The organism is Candidatus Thorarchaeota archaeon, assembly GCA_013388835.1.
In the GTDB taxonomy this organism is placed as follows: Archaea; Asgardarchaeota; Thorarchaeia; order Thorarchaeales; family Thorarchaeaceae; genus JACAEL01.
The window spans coordinates 52,038-75,132 of sequence record JACAEL010000044.1 but is presented as its reverse complement, the minus strand read 5'-3'; the positions used below and the strand labels follow the sequence as shown (position 1 = coordinate 75,132).

Annotated in this window: 18 protein-coding genes; 7 read left to right on the top strand and 11 right to left on the bottom strand. The window is 52.6% G+C overall.

The window, feature by feature from the left end:
- The coding region (locus tag HXY34_08375; GenBank protein NWF96145.1) for a DUF2240 family protein at positions 1-1,481 on the bottom strand (1,481 nt) is incomplete at its 3' end.
- A 146-nt stretch (positions 1,482-1,627) separates the two neighbouring features.
- Here HXY34_08375 and polC point away from each other — a divergent pair.
- Positions 1,628-6,589, top strand: coding sequence for a DNA polymerase II large subunit (polC, locus tag HXY34_08370; protein ID NWF96144.1), 4,962 nt, complete (start codon positions 1,628-1,630; stop codon positions 6,587-6,589).
- Positions 6,590-6,594: 5 nt separating this feature from the next.
- On the opposite strand, the gene HXY34_08365 is transcribed toward polC, so the two are convergent.
- The 3 genes from HXY34_08365 to HXY34_08355 all read right to left on the bottom strand — a co-directional run bounded on the left by HXY34_08365 (position 6,595) and on the right by HXY34_08355 (position 9,027).
- Positions 6,595-7,446, bottom strand: a complete 852-nt coding sequence (locus HXY34_08365) for a CBS domain-containing protein (protein NWF96143.1) — start codon at positions 7,444-7,446, stop codon at positions 6,595-6,597.
- Positions 7,447-7,594: 148 nt separating this feature from the next.
- Positions 7,595-8,155 (bottom strand): CDP-2,3-bis-(O-geranylgeranyl)-sn-glycerol synthase, encoded by a 561-nt coding sequence (locus HXY34_08360; protein NWF96142.1) that lies wholly within the window; start codon positions 8,153-8,155, stop codon positions 7,595-7,597.
- Positions 8,156-8,319: 164 nt separating this feature from the next.
- A complete protein-coding gene (locus HXY34_08355; GenBank protein ID NWF96141.1) occupies positions 8,320-9,027 on the bottom strand; it encodes a hypothetical protein in 708 nt (235 codons plus the stop codon).
- Between the two features lie 67 nt (positions 9,028-9,094).
- Here HXY34_08355 and HXY34_08350 point away from each other — a divergent pair, with 67 nt between their 5' ends.
- Positions 9,095-9,859 (top strand): hypothetical protein, encoded by a 765-nt coding sequence (locus tag HXY34_08350; GenBank protein ID NWF96140.1) that lies wholly within the window; start codon positions 9,095-9,097, stop codon positions 9,857-9,859.
- Here HXY34_08350 and HXY34_08345 read toward each other — a convergent pair.
- Positions 9,843-11,783: a hypothetical protein gene (locus tag HXY34_08345; protein NWF96139.1), complete on the bottom strand. Its 1,941-nt coding sequence runs from the start codon at positions 11,781-11,783 to the stop codon at positions 9,843-9,845. The two genes, HXY34_08350 and HXY34_08345, sit on opposite strands and share 17 nt — an antisense overlap.
- Before the next feature lie 85 nt (positions 11,784-11,868).
- Between HXY34_08345 and HXY34_08340 the strand changes: the two genes are divergently transcribed.
- On the top strand, positions 11,869-12,234 hold the full coding sequence (locus HXY34_08340) for a hypothetical protein (GenBank protein NWF96138.1): 366 nt from the start codon (positions 11,869-11,871) through the stop codon (positions 12,232-12,234).
- A 187-nt stretch (positions 12,235-12,421) separates the two neighbouring features.
- On the opposite strand, the gene topA is transcribed toward HXY34_08340, so the two are convergent.
- A complete protein-coding gene (gene topA / locus HXY34_08335) occupies positions 12,422-14,530 on the bottom strand; it encodes a DNA topoisomerase I (GenBank protein NWF96137.1) in 2,109 nt (702 codons plus the stop codon).
- Between the two features lie 129 nt (positions 14,531-14,659).
- On the opposite strand from topA, the gene HXY34_08330 reads away from it, so the two are divergent.
- The gene (locus tag HXY34_08330) at positions 14,660-15,073 is read left to right on the top strand and encodes a hypothetical protein (GenBank protein ID NWF96136.1); all 414 of its coding nucleotides are present in this window, start codon (positions 14,660-14,662) and stop codon (positions 15,071-15,073) included.
- A gap of 130 nt (positions 15,074-15,203) precedes the next feature.
- Here HXY34_08330 and HXY34_08325 read toward each other — a convergent pair whose 3' ends face one another.
- Together HXY34_08325 and folP are read right to left on the bottom strand one after the other, a co-directional pair.
- Complete coding sequence (locus tag HXY34_08325; protein NWF96135.1) at positions 15,204-15,839, bottom strand: DUF115 domain-containing protein; 636 nt, start codon at positions 15,837-15,839, stop codon at positions 15,204-15,206.
- 81 nt (positions 15,840-15,920) lie between these two features.
- On the bottom strand, positions 15,921-17,135 hold the full coding sequence (gene folP / locus HXY34_08320; GenBank protein ID NWF96134.1) for a dihydropteroate synthase: 1,215 nt from the start codon (positions 17,133-17,135) through the stop codon (positions 15,921-15,923).
- An 89-nt stretch (positions 17,136-17,224) separates the two neighbouring features.
- Between folP and gcvT the strand changes: the two genes are divergently transcribed.
- The 3 genes from gcvT (at position 17,225) to HXY34_08305 (ending at position 21,748) form a co-directional block, all read left to right on the top strand.
- Positions 17,225-18,373, top strand: coding sequence for a glycine cleavage system aminomethyltransferase GcvT (gene gcvT / locus HXY34_08315; protein NWF96133.1), 1,149 nt, complete (start codon positions 17,225-17,227; stop codon positions 18,371-18,373).
- A gap of 44 nt (positions 18,374-18,417) precedes the next feature.
- Positions 18,418-18,816, top strand: a complete 399-nt coding sequence (gcvH, locus tag HXY34_08310; GenBank protein ID NWF96132.1) for a glycine cleavage system protein GcvH — start codon at positions 18,418-18,420, stop codon at positions 18,814-18,816.
- A gap of 181 nt (positions 18,817-18,997) precedes the next feature.
- Positions 18,998-21,748: a hypothetical protein gene (locus HXY34_08305; GenBank protein ID NWF96131.1), complete on the top strand. Its 2,751-nt coding sequence runs from the start codon at positions 18,998-19,000 to the stop codon at positions 21,746-21,748.
- A 64-nt stretch (positions 21,749-21,812) separates the two neighbouring features.
- Here HXY34_08305 and HXY34_08300 read toward each other — a convergent pair whose 3' ends face one another.
- From HXY34_08300 to HXY34_08290, 3 genes are read right to left on the bottom strand one after another with little or no spacing between them, the layout of a single operon-like run.
- Positions 21,813-21,986, bottom strand: coding sequence for an RNA-protein complex protein Nop10 (locus HXY34_08300; GenBank protein NWF96130.1), 174 nt, complete (start codon positions 21,984-21,986; stop codon positions 21,813-21,815).
- A gap of 9 nt (positions 21,987-21,995) precedes the next feature.
- Complete coding sequence (locus tag HXY34_08295) at positions 21,996-22,781, bottom strand: translation initiation factor IF-2 subunit alpha (GenBank protein NWF96129.1); 786 nt, start codon at positions 22,779-22,781, stop codon at positions 21,996-21,998.
- A 49-nt stretch (positions 22,782-22,830) separates the two neighbouring features.
- Positions 22,831-23,040 carry a 30S ribosomal protein S27e gene (locus tag HXY34_08290; protein ID NWF96128.1) on the bottom strand — a complete coding sequence of 70 codons (210 nt, stop codon included), beginning with the start codon at positions 23,038-23,040 and terminating at the stop codon, positions 22,831-22,833.
- Between the last annotated feature and the right edge of the window lie 55 nt (positions 23,041-23,095).

Sequence of the window (23,095 nt, the reverse complement as noted above, 5' to 3'; positions counted from 1 at the left end):
GTCATCTTGAATAGATACCTTGGCACTGGATTCTTGATTACACCGTGGATTTCGCAGACATAGTGGTCATCCTCCTCGGTCACCTTCTTCTTGCACTCTGGATTTGAACAGGAGAGATATGTGGGCTCTGTTTCACCGAAAGCCATTATCACTCCGGTTATCTCGACACTCTTGTTCACCATCTCTTCAGTTATCTCGGAGATGCTCTTCTGCACAGGCTTTGCTGTGGGGACGCTCTGGAAGTCGGACAGGTCAATATGGTCCAGCTTCAGGCCCTTCGGATTGACTTCAATCTCCGCTCTTTGGCCAACATGGAGTTCAACGCCCCCTGTCAACCCTTCCCTGGCATACAGGTGTCTGATTCTGACCGCATCACCTACTTTCACCTTCACCAGTTTCTCTACATCCTCATTCCAGAAGGTTACACGTACGGACCCCGTGTCATCGCCAACGATGATGCTCTGTCTGCGACCTTTCTTCTCGCCTTTCTCGAATGTCCTTAATTCATCAACAGTGACCACGCGTCCTTCTATGTCCACGTCTCTCATGTCAGCGGTCAAGGTGTCTATGCTCGCCTTGCCAGATGGTGATGCGGGCTGTGTTCCCTTAGCAATGTCGACCGCCTGCATTTTGACTTTCAGTCGTCTGTCAACTGCTGATGTCCGCCCACTGTGTACCTCTATCTCGCCAGTCCGTCCCCTCTTGGTCCGGGCAGCATTGAGTCGGACGACTTCCCCCTCTTCTACATCGGCCATCTGCTCTGCAAGACTGTCCCAGAAGATGACTCTCGCTGTACCGGTTTCGTCGGCTCCTATGACGCTCATCACCTTGCCTTCACTTCCATCAGTGCTCCGAGTGAAAGTGGACACAGGAAACGTTCTCCTTACGACAAACGTGACAGAGATGTCAAACAAGTTCTCCTTGAGTTCTCCCAGCTTTGTACTGGCCGCGGCAGGGACCTCAATATCGAAGTCAATCTCATCATCCTCGACCGTCCGAATTCTGCCCATGCGACCCAGATTGAGTTCGAGGGTGTCGCGCAGGCCTTTCTTCACATAGGCTCCGCTTATCTGCACAATACTGCCAACTTTCACCTCTTCCTCTTCAATTGCCTTTGCCATCTCATCCCACAGCGCTATCCGAATCCTGCCTGTCTCGTCGCCGACTGTCATGCTCGCAACGCGTCCTTCGCTGCCGTCCGGCCGAGTGAAGGTTCTAACTCTGTCGACTCCGACCACCTTTGCAGTAAGTACTACACTTCTCGTCGATTCCGTAATGTCTTCTATTCTTGTCCTTGCTTTTGGTTTCAGCTGATGAAGGTCAATTCCGTGCTCACGCGCTACAATCATTGCGGCGGAGTCATCGTTCACAATATCCCTTCCAAGCTCCTCCCGCTTAGCATCAATTAGCTCAAGAACATCCTTCCTTTCATATTTGGTGTGCTTGAGTATGAGTTCGATTATCTCCTCCAGAGTCAACAAGGTGCTTTCTCCGTGCAGTTCTTAGCGGTACTATACAGTTCCATTCCGGAGGTGGGCTTTAAAGGTCACTACTCGCTGTTGTCGAGTGCGAAGTGTCAAGCCCAAAAGAGAAAAGGCAAGCTCGTACTGCGCTCAGATGAGATGACGTGACTGAGTCCGAAGATATCCCTGAACTGCCTTCTGACATCAGCTTGCCTTGTCATAGTCCAAGCTATGAAGTATACTTCAGAGCACTCAGCACCGAGGTTGAACGACTCTATCGTGTTGCCGAGTTGGCAAGGGCAAAGGGCTATGATCCATCCACCAAAGTTGAGATTCCTCGGGCGCACGATGTGGCTGCCCGGGTTGAGGCTACGCTCGACGGCCCGACAGGAGTCGCTACGAGAATACGCGAGCTCCAAAAGACCAAGCCCCGAGATGAAGTGGCGTTTATAGTCGCCAAGGAGATTGCTGAAGGGTCTCTTGGCGGCATCGATGACTCAGAGAAAGCGGCAGACAAGGCAGTCCGAGTTGCTCTCGCAATTCTCACAGAGAGCATCACAGCTGCACCTCTGGAGGGAATTGCCAAGGTCCGTATACGTGGGTCTGGCGACGAACAGTATCTTGCGCTGTACTTGGCTGGGCCGATACGTGCTGCAGGAGGCACAGAGGCCGCAGTCACAGTCTTAGTCGCTGATTACGTCCGGCAGGTACTTGGTCTTCCGCCCTTGAAGTCCACTGAGAGTGAAGTGGAGCGAGCTCTCGAGGAAGTAGAGCTGTACGCCCGCTTGGCACACCTTCAATACCCAGTGAACCCTGAACTGATCAGAGTCGCCGCCCGGAACATCCCCATCATGCTCACCGGTGAACCTACTGAGGAATACGAGGTATCTGGTACCAGAGATTTGGAGCGCATTGAAACCAATCGCGTTCGAGGAGGAGCGGTCCTCGTCCTTAATGACGGAGTTGTGGGCAGGGCGGCCAAACTCAGCAAGATTGTTCATAGGTTGGGTATGACCGGGTGGGATTGGCTTGACGAGATTGCAGCAAAGCTGTCCAAGTCCAAGCCTGACTCTTCGGCGGATAAGAGCCTCTCACCAAAATGGGAGTATCTCGCTGACGTCATTGGCGGCCGCCCCGTCTTCTCGCACCCGTCCAGGGCGGGCGGTTTTCGTCTGAGATACGGTCGCTCACGAAACACGGGTCTGTCAGCCGTTGGAATCCACCCCGCCACCATGTTCATTCTGGGTGAGTTTCTTGCCGCCGGTACTCATATCAGGACTGAACGGCCCGGCAAGGGATCCGTTGTTGCGCCAGTTGACACGATTGAGGGCCCCACTGTGCTACTCAATGACGGGACTGTCAAACAGATTTTCGACCCTGTTGAAGCAAAGAAGATAGTTGGGAAGGTGAAGCGCGTTCTCTTCCTGGGGGATGTATTGGTCGCATTGGGAGAGTTCCTTGAGAACAACCATCCCCTTGTGCCATCTGGTTACTGTGAGGAGTGGTGGTCACATGACCTAGAACGGATATGCACAAGGATGGACCCTAGCAGTCTTGCAAGCGCGCTATCCCAAGCAGGCGTTTCCTCCGCGGAACTTGAGGCGATGATTCAACGGCCTCTGACTCACATTCCCTCTCCTGAGCAGGCCACCTGCTTGTCACTCAACCTAAAGGTACCTCTGCATCCTCGGTACCTGTATCGCTGGTCGCTACTGTCTCTGGACGCCGTCAAAGCACTCCGGAACTGGCTGCTGTACAATCATGAGCTGGACGTGGGACAAAGCGGGGAACACATGGTACTTCCCAACGACGAAGAACACAAGCGACTACTGGAGTCTATAGGTGTACCCCACAAGCTGGTCGATGGCCGGAAGAGAATACAGCTTTTGGATTCCCCCGTCACTATACTAGCACAACTTGGTGACAAGCGGAAGAGGGAGGGGTCGGGCAAATCCCCTCTGGAATGGCTCAACTCTATCGCTGATGTAGAACTCAAGGACAAGGCCGGCTTTTCTATTGGCGCAAGAATGGGGCGCCCCGAAAAGGCTGAGGAACGAAAGATGAAGCCTCCTGTTCATGCGCTGTTTCCACTCGGACGTGAGATGAGTACGAGCCGTAGCATCGAACGGGCCGCTAGGAGTGTTCAGCGTACAACATGCCTGGAGGACTTCGCGGGCGACTCTCCGGTCCCGGTTTCCGAATCGATTGTCGGAGGGCCTAAGGTGGAGTTGGTGTCTCGGGCCTGTCCCAAGTGCTCTTCCGAAACCTTCGAAACACTGTGTCCGGTCTGCGGAAGCCTCACTATCATACAACCTTGGTGCTCTCAGGAAGGCTGTGGTCGCCCAGTGGACCCGTCAACAGGTATGTGTCCCATCAGTCATGATGTCAACATGGTTCGCTGGACTAGAGAGGTCTCACTGGCCTGGCACACCCTGATTGAGCGGGTAAAAGAGAAGATCTCTGAACCGCACACGTATGATGTGCGCGGTGTGCTGGGGCTGACCAGCGATCTAAAGATACCAGAGTACTTGGGCAAAGGTATCCTCAGGGCCAAGCATGATGTGTACTGCTACCGCGATGGAACCGCTCGGTTCGATGCCACAGATGCTCCGTTGACTCATTTCACGCCTCGTGAAATAGGTGTGTCAATCAAGAGGCTTCATGAGCTTGGATATCAGACTGACTTCAGAGGGGTGCCACTCACTTCACCTGACCAGATAGTAGAACTGAAGGTCCAAGACATAGTCGTGCCAGAGAGATGTGCGGACTACTTGGTGCGAGTCGGCAACTTCACAGACGACTGTCTTGTCAAGATATATGGAATGGAGCCGTACTATCGGTTTGCCAGTGTTGAAGATATCATCGGGCAGCTGGTGGTAGGACTTGCACCCCACACCTCCGCCGGGATTGTCGGCCGCATCGTAGGCTTCACAAACGCAAGCGTATGTTACGCTCATCCCTACTGGCATGCAGCGAAACGCCGCAATTGTCTGTCTGGTGATGAGGAAGTCCTGTTACTCCATGAAGACGGTCATCTTGTTCTTCGCACCATGAACTCGCTTGAAGACGAGGACCTGACCAAGTTCAGGGTGGTCTCTATTGACGACAGGGGCGAGTTATTCTGCCAAGCGATAAAGGAGCTCGTCAAGCTGAAGGCGCCACAGAAACTGTATAGGATTTGCACTGGCACCGGGAGGTCTATCACAGTCACAGGCGAACATAAGATGGTCCGCAGGGTCGGAAACACCATCGAGTATGTTGAAACAGACAGGCTTTCTGTTGGAGATAGACTGCTTGCACTTGCCGCTGTTCCCGACTCCAAGCAGGTTGATTCAATCAACATACTGTCCTACTATCTTTCTCAAGGCACTGCCCCCTTGATTTGTGTTCATGGAGTACGCGATATGCTACGCTGTGCAATCACAAGCGCCGGAGGGTACTCCAATCTGACGCAGAGAGGAATCACAAGAACTGCGCCAGATGTTCTTCGAGACTGTATTGACAGAGACTCGGTACCTCTCGAGATGTTCAATGCGCTGCTTTATGAACTAGGACTCGACTCGGTATCAATTGATGGCCACATCTCCTACCAAGGCACAGCTGAACGACTGCCATTTGACCTGCCATTGAATACCGAACTGGGCGAACTCGCCGGGCTCTATCTTTCTAATGGACATAGTATTGTTGACCAGACGGCTGGCAAGAAGCACATCTATCGGGTGTCCTGGACTACTTCGAGAAAAGAGATTGCAGATCGTGTCGTTTCACACTGTACCCGCATATTTGGTCAAAAGCCATTCACATCCGCTCGTGGTCGTGACTTGGTGGTCACACTAAGTGGAAGAGTCTACTACGACTTGTTTCGGTCTATTCTTGGCCTTCAGACCAGTTCGGAGGATTTGAGAGCTGACAACTGCATCTCGTTCTGCACTGCGTTTCAGGAGGGTCTGCTTGGTGGCTTCATTCTAGGCCACAGCCTCACCGATAGTTCGGCAAGAGTCAACTCGACCAGTAAGCACCTTCTGAATCATCTCGGCATGATTTCACTCCGGCTGGGATTATACCCCCGCTTCGAATGCACTACTCACCCGACTGACCGCGCAGAGTTCAAGACATCCTACCACCTGCGCTTCAGTTCAGCCGAATTGAGGACGCTAAGTGATGCTGTGTTTCATGGTGCACCTGGGATACTGGACACGGGCTTCTGCAGTTTCGAATCAACAGGAGAGAAAAGCCCTGCATTCGGGCGGTTCCATGAGGAGGTGGTGGAGCAAATCGAAGAGATGAGTACCCATTCCGACGACTGCGTATATGATTTCATTCTGGAGGGTCAAAACAAGACATTCGTTGGTGGCCTGGGGCTTCTCGCTACTTACGATTGCGACGGAGACGAAGACGCGTTGCTTCTCGTAATGGATGCGCTCTTGAACTTCTCTAGGTCGTATCTGCCTGCGGGCAGGGGTGGGTTCATGGATGCTCCTCTTGTTCTATCTGTGATTCTGAATCCGTTGGAGGTGGACGATGAGAGTCATAACATGGAGGTCTGTGGTCGCTACCCGGCCGACTTCTATAACCTAGTCCAAGCAGCCCGTGCTCCAAAGAGTGCTGAGAAGTTTGTTGACATTGTTGCAACACGCTTGAAGACTGAGGCGCAGTATGAAGGGTTCGACTTCACTCATGGAACATCTGCGATTGACGCTGGCCCCAAGAACACACGCTACAAGTCCCTCGGTAGCATGGCTGAGAAGTTGGAAGCACAGCTCGCGATTGCTAGGCTTGTCGCAGCCGTGGATGCCAAAGACGTTGCAGAGCGGGTCCTATCTCACCACATCATACGCGACATACGGGGGAATCTTCGCGCATTCTCGACTCAGAAGATTCAGTGTCTGAAGTGTCGAAGGGTCTATCGAAGAATACCGCTGTCTGGAAAGTGCAAGTGCGGGGCAGGTCTCAGCCTCACCGTACGTCAGAGAAATATCTCCAAGTACCTCGACGTAGGCGAACGAATGGCATCAGAGTATGAACTAAGCGACTACCTGAAACAGCGGCTTATCCTGATGAAGTCGTCGCTTGACTCGATGTTCGCGTCTGACCAGACTTCTCTTACCGACTTCTTTGATGGTTAACAGAGTTAGAGGCTATCTAGCGCCAGCCCCAAGAAGGCCCTGTCCTCAATCATCCCGACGAGACTGCCTGTTGCAGACAGGACAGGAGCTTGGTCTATCTGATTCCTCTTGAGGACTCTGATGCACTCCGCAACGGAGGTCACCTCTGTGACACTGATGATGTTTTTGGTCACGACCCGCCCCACTGGAACGTTGGGCATTCTCAGAAGCTTCTTGGTGACAACAAGGAAGTCCTTCGAGGTCCATCCCCACTCAACCGCTGCCTCAGTTCCAGTGTGCGTCTTGGATATGCTGTCCTCAACTGTTTCCTCGGATAGCCGTATGTAGTCGTTCACAGTGACGAGTCCGGTCACGTTGCCAGAGCTACTAAGTACTACTAGCGAGTTCTGGCCCGCCATGTCCATTATCATGTATGAGAGTGGCAGTGGGGTCTGATCCCAGACTGCGGTGACTCTGCGGGTGACGAAGTCGCTGATGGTTTTAGTTTCAAAGAGCTCGCTTCCCTCTATCACCTTGATGAGCACATCAGGCACGGTTATCAAACCCACAAGGTCCTCCCCGTCGACCACAGGGATACGTCTATACCCCTTCTCAAGCATAGTCTTGACCGCAGTCTTGAGGTCAGATTGAGCAGTCAGAGTCACTGGGTCCCTGTTCATCAGCATCGCAAGCTGTTCCTCGTCTGCCTTGCGAAGAAGATCGCTCCTAGTGACTATTCCCACGAGTTTCTTTGTCCCCTTCTTTACTACGGGCAGACCGTTGACCTGCTTCTCGGCCATCAGCATAAGAACATCCTCTCTTGTGCCGGGCACGGCAACGCAGGCCACATCTGTCTGCATACAGGACGATACCTTCATGGTTCAGGACTCCGGTATTGAGAAACTGCTCTTGTTCTGACACTCCCGCGGGGGTCAAATGTCTGAGTTCAGAGCCAGAACAGGATAGACATTCCATCGGACCTTTTTAATCTATCTTCAGACCTCTGACTCAAGTGAAGATGTGTTCCTACCACGGGTTCTTCTTGAGTCCGAGCAGATACCCCAATGCGTTACTGACCCAATGGGTGAATAGTGTGAGCAACAGCAATGCCAGCACATAGACTGGTTGGACCTGTTTCAGCGGATAGACGACAATCAATGCAATCAGAATGAATCCAAGCTGGTCCAGAACCGGTGAAGGACCTCCACTCACTAGGCCTATCCGGCGTTTTAGGAATGAACCCACGAGGTCTCCCAGCATCGCGCCTACTGAAAGAAGAAGCGCGACTGCCCAGTTCATATCGAGAACGTATAGTATCTCCCCTGTGACTGTGATGTAGTCATCGAGAACTGGCAGTATGCATGGAACTAGGAAGCTCTGAACAAGACCTGTGAGCGTGCCGAAGAAGACCCCTGCGAAGAGTCCTCTTATGGTCTTTCCGTCACCAAGTATCCTCCTGCCGTCTCGAAAGAGCTTGCCGCCGTCGATGGGCCGACCTCCCCCAAACACCACTGGCGTCGAGTTGGCTATCCATGCAGGCAGTCCGAACCAGAGAGCGAGCTCGACTGTGGCAATTAGTTCATACATGTGAGTATGCCTCTCGATTGGTCTTGACCCAACTCCGAGTCTTCTTATGGCTTGCGTGTTCCGGTTCTGGTTGTGGTATATAGCGAGGGGCTTGTGAGTATGTGTGCTCTGCGAGAGCTCCAATAGCGCTGTACTAGTAGGTCTGAGAATACAGACTGACAGAGCTATGCAGAGTGCAGTCCAAGGTCGCCCAGTTTCTCCGCTGGAGTTGCATATCCATCATCTGTCAAGTAGAGGATGCACCTGTTCAGACCACCGTTAGGTACTAATCTCTCGACTACACGTTCTCCAGGTTTCTTGCCAATCTGGAGTCTGATGCTGTAGTCTTCCCAGTACTCCATTATGCTCTTGGCCACTGGCTCGAAACCTCCCGCTTCCCCAATCTTTCCGCGGACTTGGTTTAGTACTATGACAACGATACCACGGTTTCTAGCGAGTGCTTTGACCATGCCTGCCTGTCTGTTTAGTTCTCGGTGAGCTGCATAGGTGGTCTTCTTGTCATCAAGACTCACTCTGTATAGTCTTGTCATAGTGTCTACTACCACAAGTCCAGTATTCTGTCGGGCGTACAGGTCCAAGTCATCAATCAGGACTGCCTGTTCCTCAAATGTCCTTGGAGATAACACCTTCACCAATGTCTCCAACCCTTGAAAGCTCCGTCCTGTGATTTGTTCAAGTCTCTCTATCGGTGAGGACGACTCCGAGTTTATGATAACGGTCTGCATTCCCAACCTTATTGCTTGCTTCACAAATACCAACGCGAATGTGGTCTTTCCGGAGGCCGCCTCTCCATAGACATGGGAGATTGCCCCCTCCTTGAGACCGCCATCCAGAACTCGGTCGAGTATTCCTATCCCTGACGGAAGAGTCATATCCGAGCCTCATCCGTCGTCGATATATCATCGTCCGTGATAAGTATACCTAGAGAGCGCGCTTGGCTTGTCCAGAAATGAGGTTGCAGTCCTTATCCGAGATCCGAAGGAGCTTTTCCTTGCTTTGGAGCTGTTAAAGAAACTAGATGTGTCCTTCTGCGTCTGCGCTCCACAGGACCCCAGCTGCATTACTGCGAAAGTGTTGCTTTCCACCGAACACGAACCCCTCTCTATTGTCGATGACCGGCTTGTTCTTCTCGACCGAAGTGTTGACCGCTCATCCATTCAGATTCTTCTCAAGCTACTTGACATCTCCAATCCTCAGTCTTGGGCAATAGGCGTCGACCCTGGAATGAGATTCGGTGTTGCGCTAGTTGCAGACGGCCAGACACTCCTCTCACGGACTCTTTCATCCCCGTCGGAGTCAGTCCAGCTCACCATTCAGTGGGCCGCACATGTGCACAGTCTGTTTCCCGACAGTCAGCTAGTTGTCCATTTGGGTGTTGGCTCTCGCCTCTACATGGTTCTCTATGCCCGCATCCTCCTTGAAGTGCAGCCTAACGTGAGAATCGAGCTGGTCAACGAACACCATACGACTCTGTCGAGTGGGCACCTGTCGAACGAGTCCTCAGCAGGCATGATTGCAGTCAGAAGAGGCCGGCCAATTGTCGAGTCTGATCTCACACTGGAGGTCCGAGAGGGCTATGTGAACTCGGTCAAGCGTCTGTATTCCCGGCTGTCTCGCGGCAAGAAGTCCCTATCGTCAGAAGAGGCTAGGGCCCTCATACGTGGTGAGGTAACAATGGCGGACCTTCTCAGTCTTGCCGAGTAGCAAAGAAGTGGTTTAGTTTCATTGCGACTGCATCCGGGTCGTCTGGAAGTTCCACTAGCACCTCTCGTAACCATGACGGCATGAACCTCTTGAGATAAGATGTGGCAAATCTCTGGTCAAGCAGAACAATGGCACCACGGTCCGACATCCTCCTGACTGGTCTGCCTGCTGCTTGGACTGCGCGGGTCATTGCAGGAAGTACATATGCATAGTCCTTACCACGACCATTGAATCGCCTGTCAAAGTACCTGATCAGTTCTCCACTCTTCGGAGTGGGCCTTGCATAAGACACTCCGACTACGACCACACTATCCATGGTCGGACCAGGAAAGTCGCCCCCCTCTGAGTTGCGACCTCCCTGAACGCCCAGAAGCACAGCACCACCTGACTCCCCGAGCTGCTTGAACTCCTCAACCATCCTGTCATTGGCCTCCCCCTTCATGTCAGCCTTCTCGATGAAGAGCGGCCTTCTCAACTGCTGAGAGAGTCCTGCATCGACTAGAGCTCTTGAAACAGAGTAGCTGGTGGTGAATATTCCTGTGTTGCCCGGCGTCGAGTGTGCCACAGCAATACAGTGCTGGACCATTCGGGTGTACATCTCCCTGCTCCGTTTCTCATAGGAAGTGTCCAGACCCCGCACGACGATTCCGATTCTACTGTCCTTGGAGAATGGGCTTCCGAACTGGACACTTGACGCGTCCGGACCAAAGCCAAGCATATCCGAGTACGCTTCGACTGGAGAGATTGTGCCTGAGACTGCAACTGAGCACCGGACCCGGCTCAGCACAGGTCCTGTCACAACAGTTGGGTCCAATGCGACAAGATCGAGTGACACTCTTCTGCTGTCTCCTCTACTGGCATCTGAAGTCATGAAGAACGCATAGTCGTCTCTCTTTGCATACTCGAGCCAAGTCGACATGAAACTGGCAACTCTGTGAATGGCCGAGCGAGGTGCGCGTCCAGCCCTGAGCTGTCCTCTGCGAATCTTCTCTCCCAAGTCCATCATGTGTTCGATTGGGTTGTCTTCTCTTCCAAAGCCCCCCTTCTCGAGCACCTGCTCATGTACCATTGACGGGTCTATGAGCTTCTCATCGGAATCCATCATCTTGCCCGAGGCTTCCAACATCGCTTGGGCCAGAGCACGGCTGAACCTCTCCGAAATCGAGTCGTGATGGTCAATCCCTTCTTCCAATGCCTGACGTACAGTGGTCAGAGCAAGGGAGTCACTTGCGGAGTCGATTGCAGTCTGGGGGACGTTGTGTGCCTCATCCTGAACAAGCACAACTCTGGACAGGGGCACCTCCAGCTCAGGAAGGAACGACTCTAGTATGAACGGGTCGAAGATATACAGGTAGGAGAGAGCAACAACATCCACCGCTCTGGCAAGCTTCTTCGCAAACTCATACGGACACAGCTCTCTCCTCCTCGCCAACCTAATCAACTCCGTTGCGGTCAGCACACGGGTTGTCATGTCTGCAAGTATGTCCTCGGGTGCGGAGAGTGTCTTGAGCCTCTCATAGTAGGGGCACCGCCCCTCTGCCTTGAGATGTCTGCACATCTCGCTAGCGGACAGGCCTGCCTCTGCGTTCTTCACTAGGTACTCGTTGAGACACATTTGTTGACGTCCTCTAAATGAAACCCCCGCCACATCCGTGCGCTCTGAAATCGCCGAGAGCTCTTCCATGACTCTGTCGATCTGCCTGTGTGTTCTTGCGCAATAGAGCAGTCTGCCACTGTTCTCCTTTATCCACGGCAATACTCCTGCCAACGTGACTACAGTCTTTCCAAAGCCGTTGGGCGCCTCGCAACAGATGTGCTTCCCCCTCCTTACCGCGTCTTCGATTGACTCCATCATGGCCAGCTGTCCACTTCTTGGCGCTGGGTATGGGAAGAAGTCATTGTAGGATAGTTTTGCCTCGTCCATGGCCATCTCCGCTGTGACTGAGGCAGCTTGATAATGCTGTTGTTCAATCTCTGTAGTAGTCAGTTGGGCTGGATGTGCTTTGAATTTGACTAGTGATGATACCTGCGAGTTTGAAAGCAACCTTCCTCACGGACTGTTCAGGTTTCGCATAATCCGGCTCGCCAATGGTTATCTTGTGCTCGTGACGGACTCGGAGTCATTTCGTTTCGGAGTTTCCGCAATCGCAGCGCCTCCAGTCGAAGGCAGCCGGGACCACACATCAATGTCGCTGCTTGGCACTGGATTGGACACTACTCTTGTGCGAACGATAGCAGAACGGGTTTCCGTATTGACGAATAGCACATGTATGCTTATGGTCGCAGTCAGTGGTCTGGACAGAAACGTGATGATGGAGATTGCTGGGGCGCTGAGGTCCCACTTTTCGAAAGAGAGTGCTCAATCACGTCCTTGACCCATGCGCCCGTGTCTTCTGCCTCTAGGACTTCCTTGAGGTACTCCTCCCACGACATGTCCTGTGCAGTCCTCCACTCCTCGAACTTCTCTTGTAGCACCGTCTGCGCCATGACATGGTATCTGCACAAGGTTTGTCCGTCCTCCGCGTCTCTGCCACATATGTCACACAGTCCCATCTCTGACTTTCACTCCTTAGGCATACTCCTCTTCTTTCGGCGTTCCTCTAGGACCTTTAGGTCCTCCTGTCTTCCCGGACATTGAGCCCAGTTGATGCATGTGTCCCAGACTCCCCGACCTGAAACCACTCTGATCATCTGGTGCCCACAGAACTCACACGTTCGGTTCAGAGGCATCACTGTTCCCTTCTGTGGAAGGGGAAACGTCTGGTCGCACCCGTCCTTGTATCTTGAACAGCCCAAGAACCTCTTGCGGGTCTTCGGTGACGTCACTATGCCTAGTCGTCCCTCTTTGCACTTTGGACACCATCCAATCTCGTCCCTTTCAGTCCAGTACCTCTTGAGGCCCACGACTAGTCCCCTTCCTATAGCTTCCTCCTTGGAGCTGAAGACGTTAAGGACTTCAAGCAGCTCCTCCCTTGCCTCCCTCAGCACGTCTTCCCGTCTGGCATGTCCCTCCTGTATGCACTCCATCCTCTCCTCCAGTCTTCGTGTGAACTCTGCAGACACTATTCTTGGAATCTCTCGTTCGAGCGTTTCATAGACCGCATAACCAAGGCTCGACATCTCAAACTGGTCATTGAGTGTGTATCCTCGAGTCTTCAGTGAGTCGACAATCTTGGCACGTGTGCCCTTGGTACCCAACCCCTCCTTTTCGAGTGCCTTCACAAGGCTTGAGGGGTTATAGTGTGGGGGCGGTTTCGTCAGACATCTCTTGGCCTCAACGGATACGAGGGTTATCTTGTCACCAACTGTGACAGAGGGCATCGGCCTGTCCTCGACAGACACGTATGGTTGGTATGTTGCTGTCCAACCCGCCTCGACTGTAGTCATTCCCCTTAGACGTAGCTGGTGGCCCTCCGCACTGATGTCCGCGCGAAGGGCCTCCTTCTCGGCAGAGGGTCCAAGCGAGGCCAAGAACCGCTTCACAATCAAGTCGTAGACTCTCTGTTCCTGAGTGGACAGCTTCCTTGAAGGGGCCTCACCGGTTGGATGTATCGCCGGATGGGCCGGGTCCGTCTGTTTTCCCTGTCTGGGGATTATCCTGTCGGCTGCGATCAGTGCGTCAACAGTGCTTGCATATGTTCTCTGCCTACGGAGCCCAGCCAAAATCCCCCTGACATCAATGCCTTCCGGTATCTGCTGACTATTCGTGCGAGGGTACGATATCAGTGCGTCCAAATACAGCTTCTGTGATATGTCAAGAGTGCGACTTGGTCTGAAACCAAAACACCTGAAGGCTTCCGACTGCAAGACACTCAGATTGAACGGTTCCGGGGGCGACTGGGTGATATGTCTACTTGCTATGTTCTCTACTAGGGCCTCCTTTCCACGCAGACTTGAGACCAGCTCATCCGCTTCCACAAGTGAGCGTATGCGACCATGTGTGTATTCTGGTTCTACTTCCTGCCCATCCAACTCTCCCACGATTTTGATGGTCCAGTACGGTGTTGGTACGAATAGACTGATTCCTTGGTTTCGTCTAGCTACTAGTGCAAGTGCAGGGCCTTGAACTCTTCCTGTTGAAACTATCTTGAACCAACCTGTCAATCTCTTCACAACAAGCGTGAGTGCCCTTGTAAGATTGACTCCGTAGAGCCAGTCAATCTCATGGCGCACATGACCCGCGTCTATCAGAGGGAAGTCTAAGGTGGGCAGCGGGTTCTCGTAGGCCCTCTCAATGTCGGCCTTCGTGAGCGTCGAGAAGCACATTCTCTTGGCCTCATAGGGTTCCTTCTCACACGCATACTTGACCACCAGATACCCGATCAGACTCCCCTCTGTATCAAGATCTGTGGCCACGACATACTGTTCCGCAGTCTTTGCAACGTGTTTGATGGTACTGATTGCACGTCTTGTTTCTACTGCCTTCTTGTCCACCTCATGCTTTGGCACCCATCTGGTATCCAACCGGGGATACGTCCATCCCTTCTCTGTCTGTTGGAGTTCATACAGGTGCCCGAGTGCGTATACGACATGGATGGTATCATTGTTACGTCTGCACCTGAAGTACGAACTGCCACCGTGCTTGACCTCTTCTGGTTCCTCATTGCTGTCAAGCACAGTCGCTATCCTCTTTGCGGCCATTGGCTTCTCAGCTATCACCATGATTTTCATCAGTCAGCGACTCCTACATGTTCACGGACTCCTTGTGCTGGGTACGCGAGTCGTTGTACTCGTACAATGGTACACGTCTCGATACTCTTAAAAGTGGACTGCCCGAGAGGGCCCCTTGGTGACCCCATAATGCCTCTATGGCTAGGCCTCATCATCCGACCACATGTGCGACTTGCAAGACCGCGATTCGGCACAGTATCCCGGCCGCCGAGTCTGCTGGTTTTTGGAGGAGTGTTTCTCTTCGTCCTATATGTTCTTGGAGGCAATGTCTTCACTCTGATTCGTTCACCACCCCCTATCGCAGGTGGGTCAAGTGGTCAACCAATTCTCATTCTTCCGACCGCAGAAGCACAGCTTGGTCTAGAGGGTGTTGTGGTTTCATTTGTGATTGCCATGGGCACGCTCGGACTTGGGAGCCTCTACTACGGTTCGAAATTCGTCTTTCAACCCGGTCGTGCAATGCGCATCATGATAGCTGGTTTTGTCATGGTGGGCTTGGCCTATCTTCTAATGTTCTACATGTACGGGTTGAAGACGTCCTAGCACTAGCAGTAGTGATTGTTGCTGCACTACTCTCCTGTTCCAGAGAACGAAATGCTAGTGAAACAAGAGCTAGCTGAAGCCTCATTTCGATTCTATTGGGCAAGTCCGGGACCTTCTTCCCTTCATGCGGTCACATGAACAGGATGTTCTGTCCTGTGCGACTTGCGAGCCTCTCAAGGAGTTCCATGCCAATCTGCATCTTTGTTCTCTTCCTCGCGTCCGCAGGGCGGTTCTCGGTGAGTGAAGGCTTCGACCATCTCCCTACGGTTCTCCCGAAATCCATGCCCGCCAGCAGTACTCTCACGGGCGAGTAGTGCGTCACGATATGGCATGCTCTGTCTCCATCAGTAAACCCTCCCCACAAAAACGCTCTCTCAGTGGGCATGACTTGTGTGCTGCCCAGTGTCCTGGGGCTCCCCGACAGGTGCTTCCTAATGAGCGGAATGTTGTCACCGTGGGCATGAACTATTGGTAGTACGCCCTCATCTGAGTAGTCCCCAATACGACATTCAATTCCATCCAGGTCCGTCACAAGTATGTCGCAGCGAGCACCCATATCGTTCAGGGCTCGTACAGCGCCATCCGCGGCCACATGGGTTGCACACTTGAGGGATGGTTGCGATTGTATCTCCTCGATGTGCTTTGGGAGCGACGGACCTGCTCCATACACAATCACAGTCCGACCTCTAATCTTGTCGGCAAGTTCCCGCAACAGCGGCTCTGGACTCACTTCCATCAGCAGTTGGGTAAGCAGAGCCGTTGCCATTCGATCCGAATCCTCATCCAGACCGAGTCTACGCACGATGTCCCGATACATAGGTTCCCAGTCTTGCCAATCCAACGTCTCTCACCTCTCAGAGTGAATCTGGCCCGTGAGAACATCACGTATCATCCCTGCAATCTCACTGAGCCCAAATTCCTTCATCTTTGAAGCTTTTGAAACGAAGAGTCCGAACTGCCGAAGTGTTCCCATCAGGAGCACATCTGTGTGTTCAATGTTCTGATCAATCGTGTCGTAGTGATATGCAGCATCACCTCCTACTGCCAACATCTCCTGTTTGAGTATCAGTGCAACAGGAGGCTTGACCGAGTTCACAATAATGTTGACAGAGTACGCCTTTCTAGAGAGCGCAGACCTGATCTCCGGGCTCACTCCAATCTCCTGCAATAGCACCTCTGTCTCCATCCTATCTCGTTGACCAATCGATTCCACAAACCCGCTGCTCTTGTACTGCTTGGAACGAAAGATATCTCCAATGACTGCTGTCTGCTTACTCTCCTTCACATCATGAACTCGGATGACATCCACGCCCTTGGAGACTGCCAGAGTAGTGACTGCTATGGTGCCTGCCAGACGGTCATCAGGACTCAGTCCTCCCAGAATCGCCCCGACAAATGCCTTCCTTGATAGTCCAACAAGAACCGGCTGACGCAATAAAGTGAATGCACCGAGGTTCTCCAGAATCTCGATGTCTGCGCTGGTCGGCTTTCCAAAACCAAACCCCGGATCGATGACTATCTTGTTTCTCTCAATGCCTGCCTCTGTAGCTCGCGCAAGCCCCTCACGCAGCGCCCTCAGCGTGTCTTGAAAACCTCTGAATGTTGGTTCACACCCGGCCATCAGGATTATCGGCACATCGTACTCTTTCACGAGGTGCGCGAGATTCGGGTCTCTCTTGAGCCCAGACACGTCGTTTACCGCTGCAGCTCCTGAGCTTAGCGCCACCCTCGCGACTCGCGAGGAGGTCGTGTCGACAGAAAGTGGAGTGCGGACTTCACTTGCTAGACTCTCAATGGCTGTTCTAATCCTGCTTGTTTCCTCCTCTTCATCCACGACCTTCGTCCCATACAACGATGCGGGTGCGGTTGAGGCAGCCCCAATGTCCAGAATGTCTGCCCCGTCTTGCTCCATCTGTCTTGCTCTCTCTATGATTGCCTCCGAGTCAGTGACAACTGAGCTCCCGTAGAATGACTCGGGTGAAACATTGATTATGCCCATGACCCTAATGGGGTGCGCACGTCCAATCGGAATCTTCCCTATTGTCACACTCTGACTGAACAACGCTAGCTCCTCTATTGATGTTCTGCAGAGTAAGAGATAAAACATAGTCGGATTGGACGGAATTCCTCCAATATTCTGAGGCGTACTAGATGCTGGAACGAACACAGCTGTATGACTGGCACAAGGCGCACGGTGATGTAGTCGACTTCGCTGGCTGGGAGATGCCAGTCCGTTTCTCTGACATTCGTGAGGAACATATGGCCGTCCGCGAATCAGTCGGCATCTTCGACACATCACATATGCGACGCTTCTTTATCAGCGGTCCTCAAGCTGTAGTCTTCCTTCAGACACTGACCACCTACAACGTTTCCAAACTCGGCGTGAATGAGGGGCATTACTCGACCTGTCTGAATGAGCGGGGTGGAATAATGGATGACCTTATGCTCTACCGAGTGGGAGAGTACGAGTTCATCTGGATCACGAATGCGGGCAATGGCCCGAAGATTTGGGCACATCTCAGCTCTCATGCTAAGAGGTATGACGTTAAGGTAGAGGACAAGTCGAAGCAAATCTCGATGATAGCGGTCCAGGGTCCTAGGGCGCTGGACCTCCTCTCTAAGATGGCGGGGCAAGACGTCGCCGAGCTTCCTCGGTTCAGCTGTCACAGACTAAAGATGGCCGGCGTTGACGCATATCTGTGCAGGACGGGGTATACGGGGGAAGCGGGTGGTGAAGTGCTTGTAATGGACACTCCCCTCACAGACGCTGGGAAGAAGAAGGCCATCTGGTTCTGGGAAGAGCTTCTGAAACAGGGGGCCGAGTTTGGTGTCAAGCCATGTGGTCTAGGCGCAAGGGACTCGACAAGACTTGAAGCCGGACTTGTACTCTATGGACACGAACTCGATGAAGACACGTCCCCTATAGAGGCAAAGATTCCCTATGCTGTCAAGTTCAAGGTGGAGCCTCATTACATTGGTTTCGATGTGGTCAAGTCACACAAGGACGGTGCAGTGCGCAAGACACGCATTGGTCTAGTGATGGTTGACAAGGGAATCCCTAGAGAACACTACCCTGTATTACTGGGCGGAAATGAGATTGGAATGGTGACCAGTGGCGGCATGTCGCCAATCCTGAACAACGGGATTGCGCTCGCCTATGTCAGACCGGACTCGGTGGCCGTGGGGGACCTAGTCGAGGTAGACATCAAGGGTCGTCTACGAAGGGCCAAGGTGACAGAATGGCCCTTTTACGATACGAGCCTCTTTGGAGAGGGGCGGACTGCGCGATATGGTAACTGATTTAAGTGGGCCTAGACGGTCGCATGACTAATGGAGGACTTCAGATGAAAGACAAGACTAGAGTCATGGATGGTTTGTACTACACAAAGGACCATGAGTGGGCAAGAGTTGAAGATGGTCTTGTGACCGTGGGAATCACGGACTATGCTCAGAACTCTCTACATGAAATCACCTTTGTCGAGGTCAACGATGTCGGTACGACTGTCAATGCCGGCAAGGTCTGTGGTCTCGTGGAGTCGATGAAGGCCTCCTCGGATGTCATTTCACCCGTATCTGGGGAGATCGTTGAAGTGAACGAGCGACTTGAGGAGGCTCCTGAGCTCGTGAACAAGGACCCATATGGTACTGGTTGGATGCTCAAGATTCGGCCCGCATCCCTCAAGGAGGACTTGGCGAAGCTCATGGACAGCAAGGCCTATGCCAAGTTCCTAGAGACACTCTGACCCGGTTCGGCATGTGCTTCCTCTACATTGTGACAGGAGGACGTATGTGCCGTCCTGATTGGTACATCCGTACCTCCAAACGCAACCTTTTTAGCGCATCCTCTTTCTGCCCGGTCAGATTAGACCCTGAACGGAGTGAGCACTGTATATGTCCATGTACACCAGAATCAAGAGGTCTGGCATGCGGTTCTTGCGACAGGCAATTCATAGACCAAAGGCGAAGATTTCCCGTAGCACCGTTCTCGTGGCGTCAATTCTGACACTGATTTTCATAACGGCTCTTCTGATACGCTTACTCCCTCTGATTGATGCCCAACCCATAGTACGTGCGTTCGACCCGTGGTACCAGCTCAAGGTGACTAAGTACATAGTCGAGAATGGATATGGCGCCTTCTTCAATTGGTACGATGATACAGTATGGCAGCCTTTCGGCAGGAATCTCACTGAGGCGACCTATATTGGTGTGCCGTTCACTAGCGCCTTCTTCTACTTCGTCCTCACCGGACTTGGCATAGATGTGGATGTCACGATGGTCTCCATAATCATGCCCGCGTTCATGGGTGCTATTACAACCATTGTCGCCTTCTTCCTTGGCCGCGAGATTTCAAACAACAGTGTTGGACTGTTGAGCGCTCTGTTCATGGGTTATATGCCTGCTTACCTCCAGCGAACAATGACTGGCTTCTATGACAACGAGTGCGTTGGTGTTTTTGCCATCGTGCTCGCGCTATTCTTCTTTGTGCGGAGCATCAAAAGGGACTCCCTCCCCTCTGCAGTTGCCGCGGGAGTCGCACTTGGATATCTCCTTGGTTCTTGGGGGGCATCAAGTTTCCTGTTGGACCTGTTTGCCATGTACGCATTCCTAATGCTTGTTGGAGGTCGATACAGCAGACAACTAATGTCCACTTATCTGATCACAATCTCCCTCGGACTATTCATGGGCAATCTCGTGCCAAGGAATGGTTTTCGAGAGCTCACATCCTTCGGAATTCTCGTTCCGATTGGTGTCGCAGGACTGCTCGCGGCCTACGAGATATGGTTGCGCGTCGCGAAGTACCGTGCTTCGGCGGCTGTGGCACTGGCGCCACACATGAGACCCCTCCTGCTCGGACTCACCGCCCCGTTGTTGGGTGTGGGCGGCTACTTCCTCTATACCGACAACTTGAGTCTATCTATCACCACAGCCAGCTCTACCCCCTTCCTGACCTTAGGAGCGAAGTTCCTCACTGTCATAAATCCGTTCTTCCGACTGGACCAGCGAATCTTCGCCTCTGTAGCCGAGCACCTTCCAACCCCTTGGGCAAGCTTCTACAATGTTCTCTCCACCCTCATATTCTTCTTCCCACTGGGTCTCTACTTTGTCTTCAGGAGGGGCCGAGACGAGGACTGGATGATTTTCCTCTATGGTGTGACCTCTGTGTACTTTGCAGGCAGCATGATTAGGCTTGGCCTCATTCTGGCCCCTGGCGTTGCGGTTTTGTCTGCCATTGCAGTTAACCAGATCCTGTCGCCCTTCGCCAAGGTGGTGACACAGAAGGCCGCCTTTGAGCGGCGCAGATTCAGAGTGAGTTCCTCACTGACCTCGGAGCACACAATCTTGGCCTATGCGATTGTTGGGGTTTTGCTCTCTGTTTCAATCTTCGGCGGTGTGGCCTACAGTAGCAACATCCAGCAACAAGGTCGACCCGACTTCGCGGCCGGCTCTGTATCAACGGGCACCGAATGGACTGACTGGCAGACTGCAGCGAGCTTCATTAGGAATGTTCTGCCGTCATATGCAACAATCGCAAGCTGGTGGGACTACGGGTACTGGATAAATAGCGCAGCCGGTGGACGTACAATCGTCGACAATGCAACATTCAATTCGACTCAGATAGCGCTAATGGGGTATGCCCTCATGGCTCTGAACCTGACAGAGTCACTGAAGACATTCCACCGCTGGAACGCATCTCATGTGCTTGTGTACTGGGGACATCGCACAGGAGTTGGCGGCGATGATGGCAAATGGCCCTGGATGGTTCGAATTGCCGAAGACCGTTTTGGCTCAAGTCTGATTGATGATGCGACCTACCTCGGTGACAACCCGTCAACACCAACAGAGGAGGAGGAATGGACAACCGATGCCTTCTTCCAGTCCACACTCTACAAGTTGATGCTATACGGTGAGCCGCGTGACACCAACGAGATTAGCCAGATGGGTCTTTCGCAGGCCAGAGCGGAATTCGACAATGTCTATCTGAACCCGAACAACGTCGCCCAATATGAACAGGATAGTCGTTGGGCAAGCAGCATTCCCAGTTCGCTCTACGGGGCATTTGAGCCCGTGTTCATAAGCTCAACGCGAGGGACAGTCAAGATCTACAAGATCGACTATACCATGCTGTATCAGTACCAGAACAAGACAGCAGCCGACTGGCAGCTTGAGAAGGCCTCTCTGTCAAGTGTTCGCCTGAATGGCAACATCTCAAGTGAAGAGAAAGCATTCAGAAGTTATGATGTGGTGTTTGGCGGAGGCTACAATGCCAAGGTCTACACACGAGCCAATGCAACCCATATCTACTATGGTATCGAGATGGCGGAGTACGTCTTCAGCGATGATGCACTTGGCATTCAGCTCGCTCCACGAGGCGTCACCTCCAATCCTGACATACATGTCGTGGGTTACAATGGGAATCCATACTATGACGGACACGTAGACTACTCGGGCAAGTGGACTGCCGATGTTTCAGGTGCCAATGTTACTCGCTATGCTGCTGGAAACAGGGTTGTTGAGTTCCTGCTTCCACTTCAAAACCATGATGTTCAGGATCTGTACATGGCTCCCGGCATGAACTACGAGATTCGTCTGCTGTTCTGGAACAACATTAGGACTGGCGAGCCGACCTTCGCTTCATCGTGGAAGACCTTCTGGGTCCCAGTGGATCTATACTAGGCACAACAGATGACAGACGAGACGAGCGACTGTTCTATGCGGTCGCTCTCTCCTTGTTTTGGAACTATGGCTCTGACAAGAGCGTCTTCTTCTTGGCTCTCCTCCGATACTCGCCATACCTGTCTGTGGGGCTGTATCGTGCTGGCTCAGGACTTCTGACGCGCCCCCCACATCTTGGGCATTTTGACTCGTTCAGAGTGTATTCGCCGCATTCGACACACTTGTAGAGGTGAGTCATTTCAACTACCTACTTCCGGGTGAAGGATACTGTTCCCCCCTTGCTCTCAACTGGTTTCTTTATTGTCTCTAGGACGAGAGCCAGTAGGTCTTCAGCCATCTTGTAATCGGGACTTGTAATCCTAAGCTTGTACATTGGCGCCCCGAGCGCATAAATCTCGACAGATGCCTTTTCCCCCTCTGCCTTCTCGAGACCATCCATGAGCGCCTTCTTTATCACTTCTACTCCGTCCGGGGTCGGTACTTGAACTGCCAGTTCGCCATCAATCTCGACCGACGGAACCTCAATCCTAGTCTTGGCAAGCTCCACTATCTGGTCGCGAAGCGTTTTCGGGAATGCGAGTGGTTCAAGAACTGCTGCTCCTGCATCAGCTGTCTTCTCAAGACCCTTGTATATCTCCCCAAAGTAGTCCTCCATAGGCCATCCGACTTCCCTATAGACCTCCTCGAGGGACATGTTGTTCTCCTTTGCGAGAATCTCGAGGAGCTTTTCGGCTTTCTGTGCCCTCTTCCACTCGTTGTTCTTGGCTCTCTTGGCCTCCGTGGATACCCTTCTGAGAGAGAGATCTATGTGTTTCTTCTGAGTGTCGACTTGAAGTACCTTGACCACAACGCGCTGATTCTCGTGGATGTGATTTCGAATGTTTCTGACCCACGTACTACTGATCTCAGATATGTGGATGAACCCCTCCTTGTCACCATACTCTAGTAGATTGACGTATGCCCCATAGGATGTGACCTTCGTGGCAACGGCGACGACATACTCGTCTACCTGAGGCCATTCGACTCTCTTCATTACCATCCGAATCACCTCATGGTGGGGGCGTATGGTGACCAAAGGGCTCCTACGAAAGTACCTCTAATTCCCTTGCGGTGGGTTCCAACCTCGCCTTTCCCCCTGTGGGTCTGGCTAGGGTCTTGGAGCACTTGAGGCATTTCACTTCGGTGGTCGCATGACCGAATATTATCTGCTCGTTCTCACAATCAAGGCATTTTACCCTAATGAATCGTGACTTTGGTTGTTGTACGACTTCCTTGACCAAGGGCTTCACCATCTCTAGCTGGATTAGGAGGCTGCCAGACGTGGCATAAACAGATCCCGACGGGACT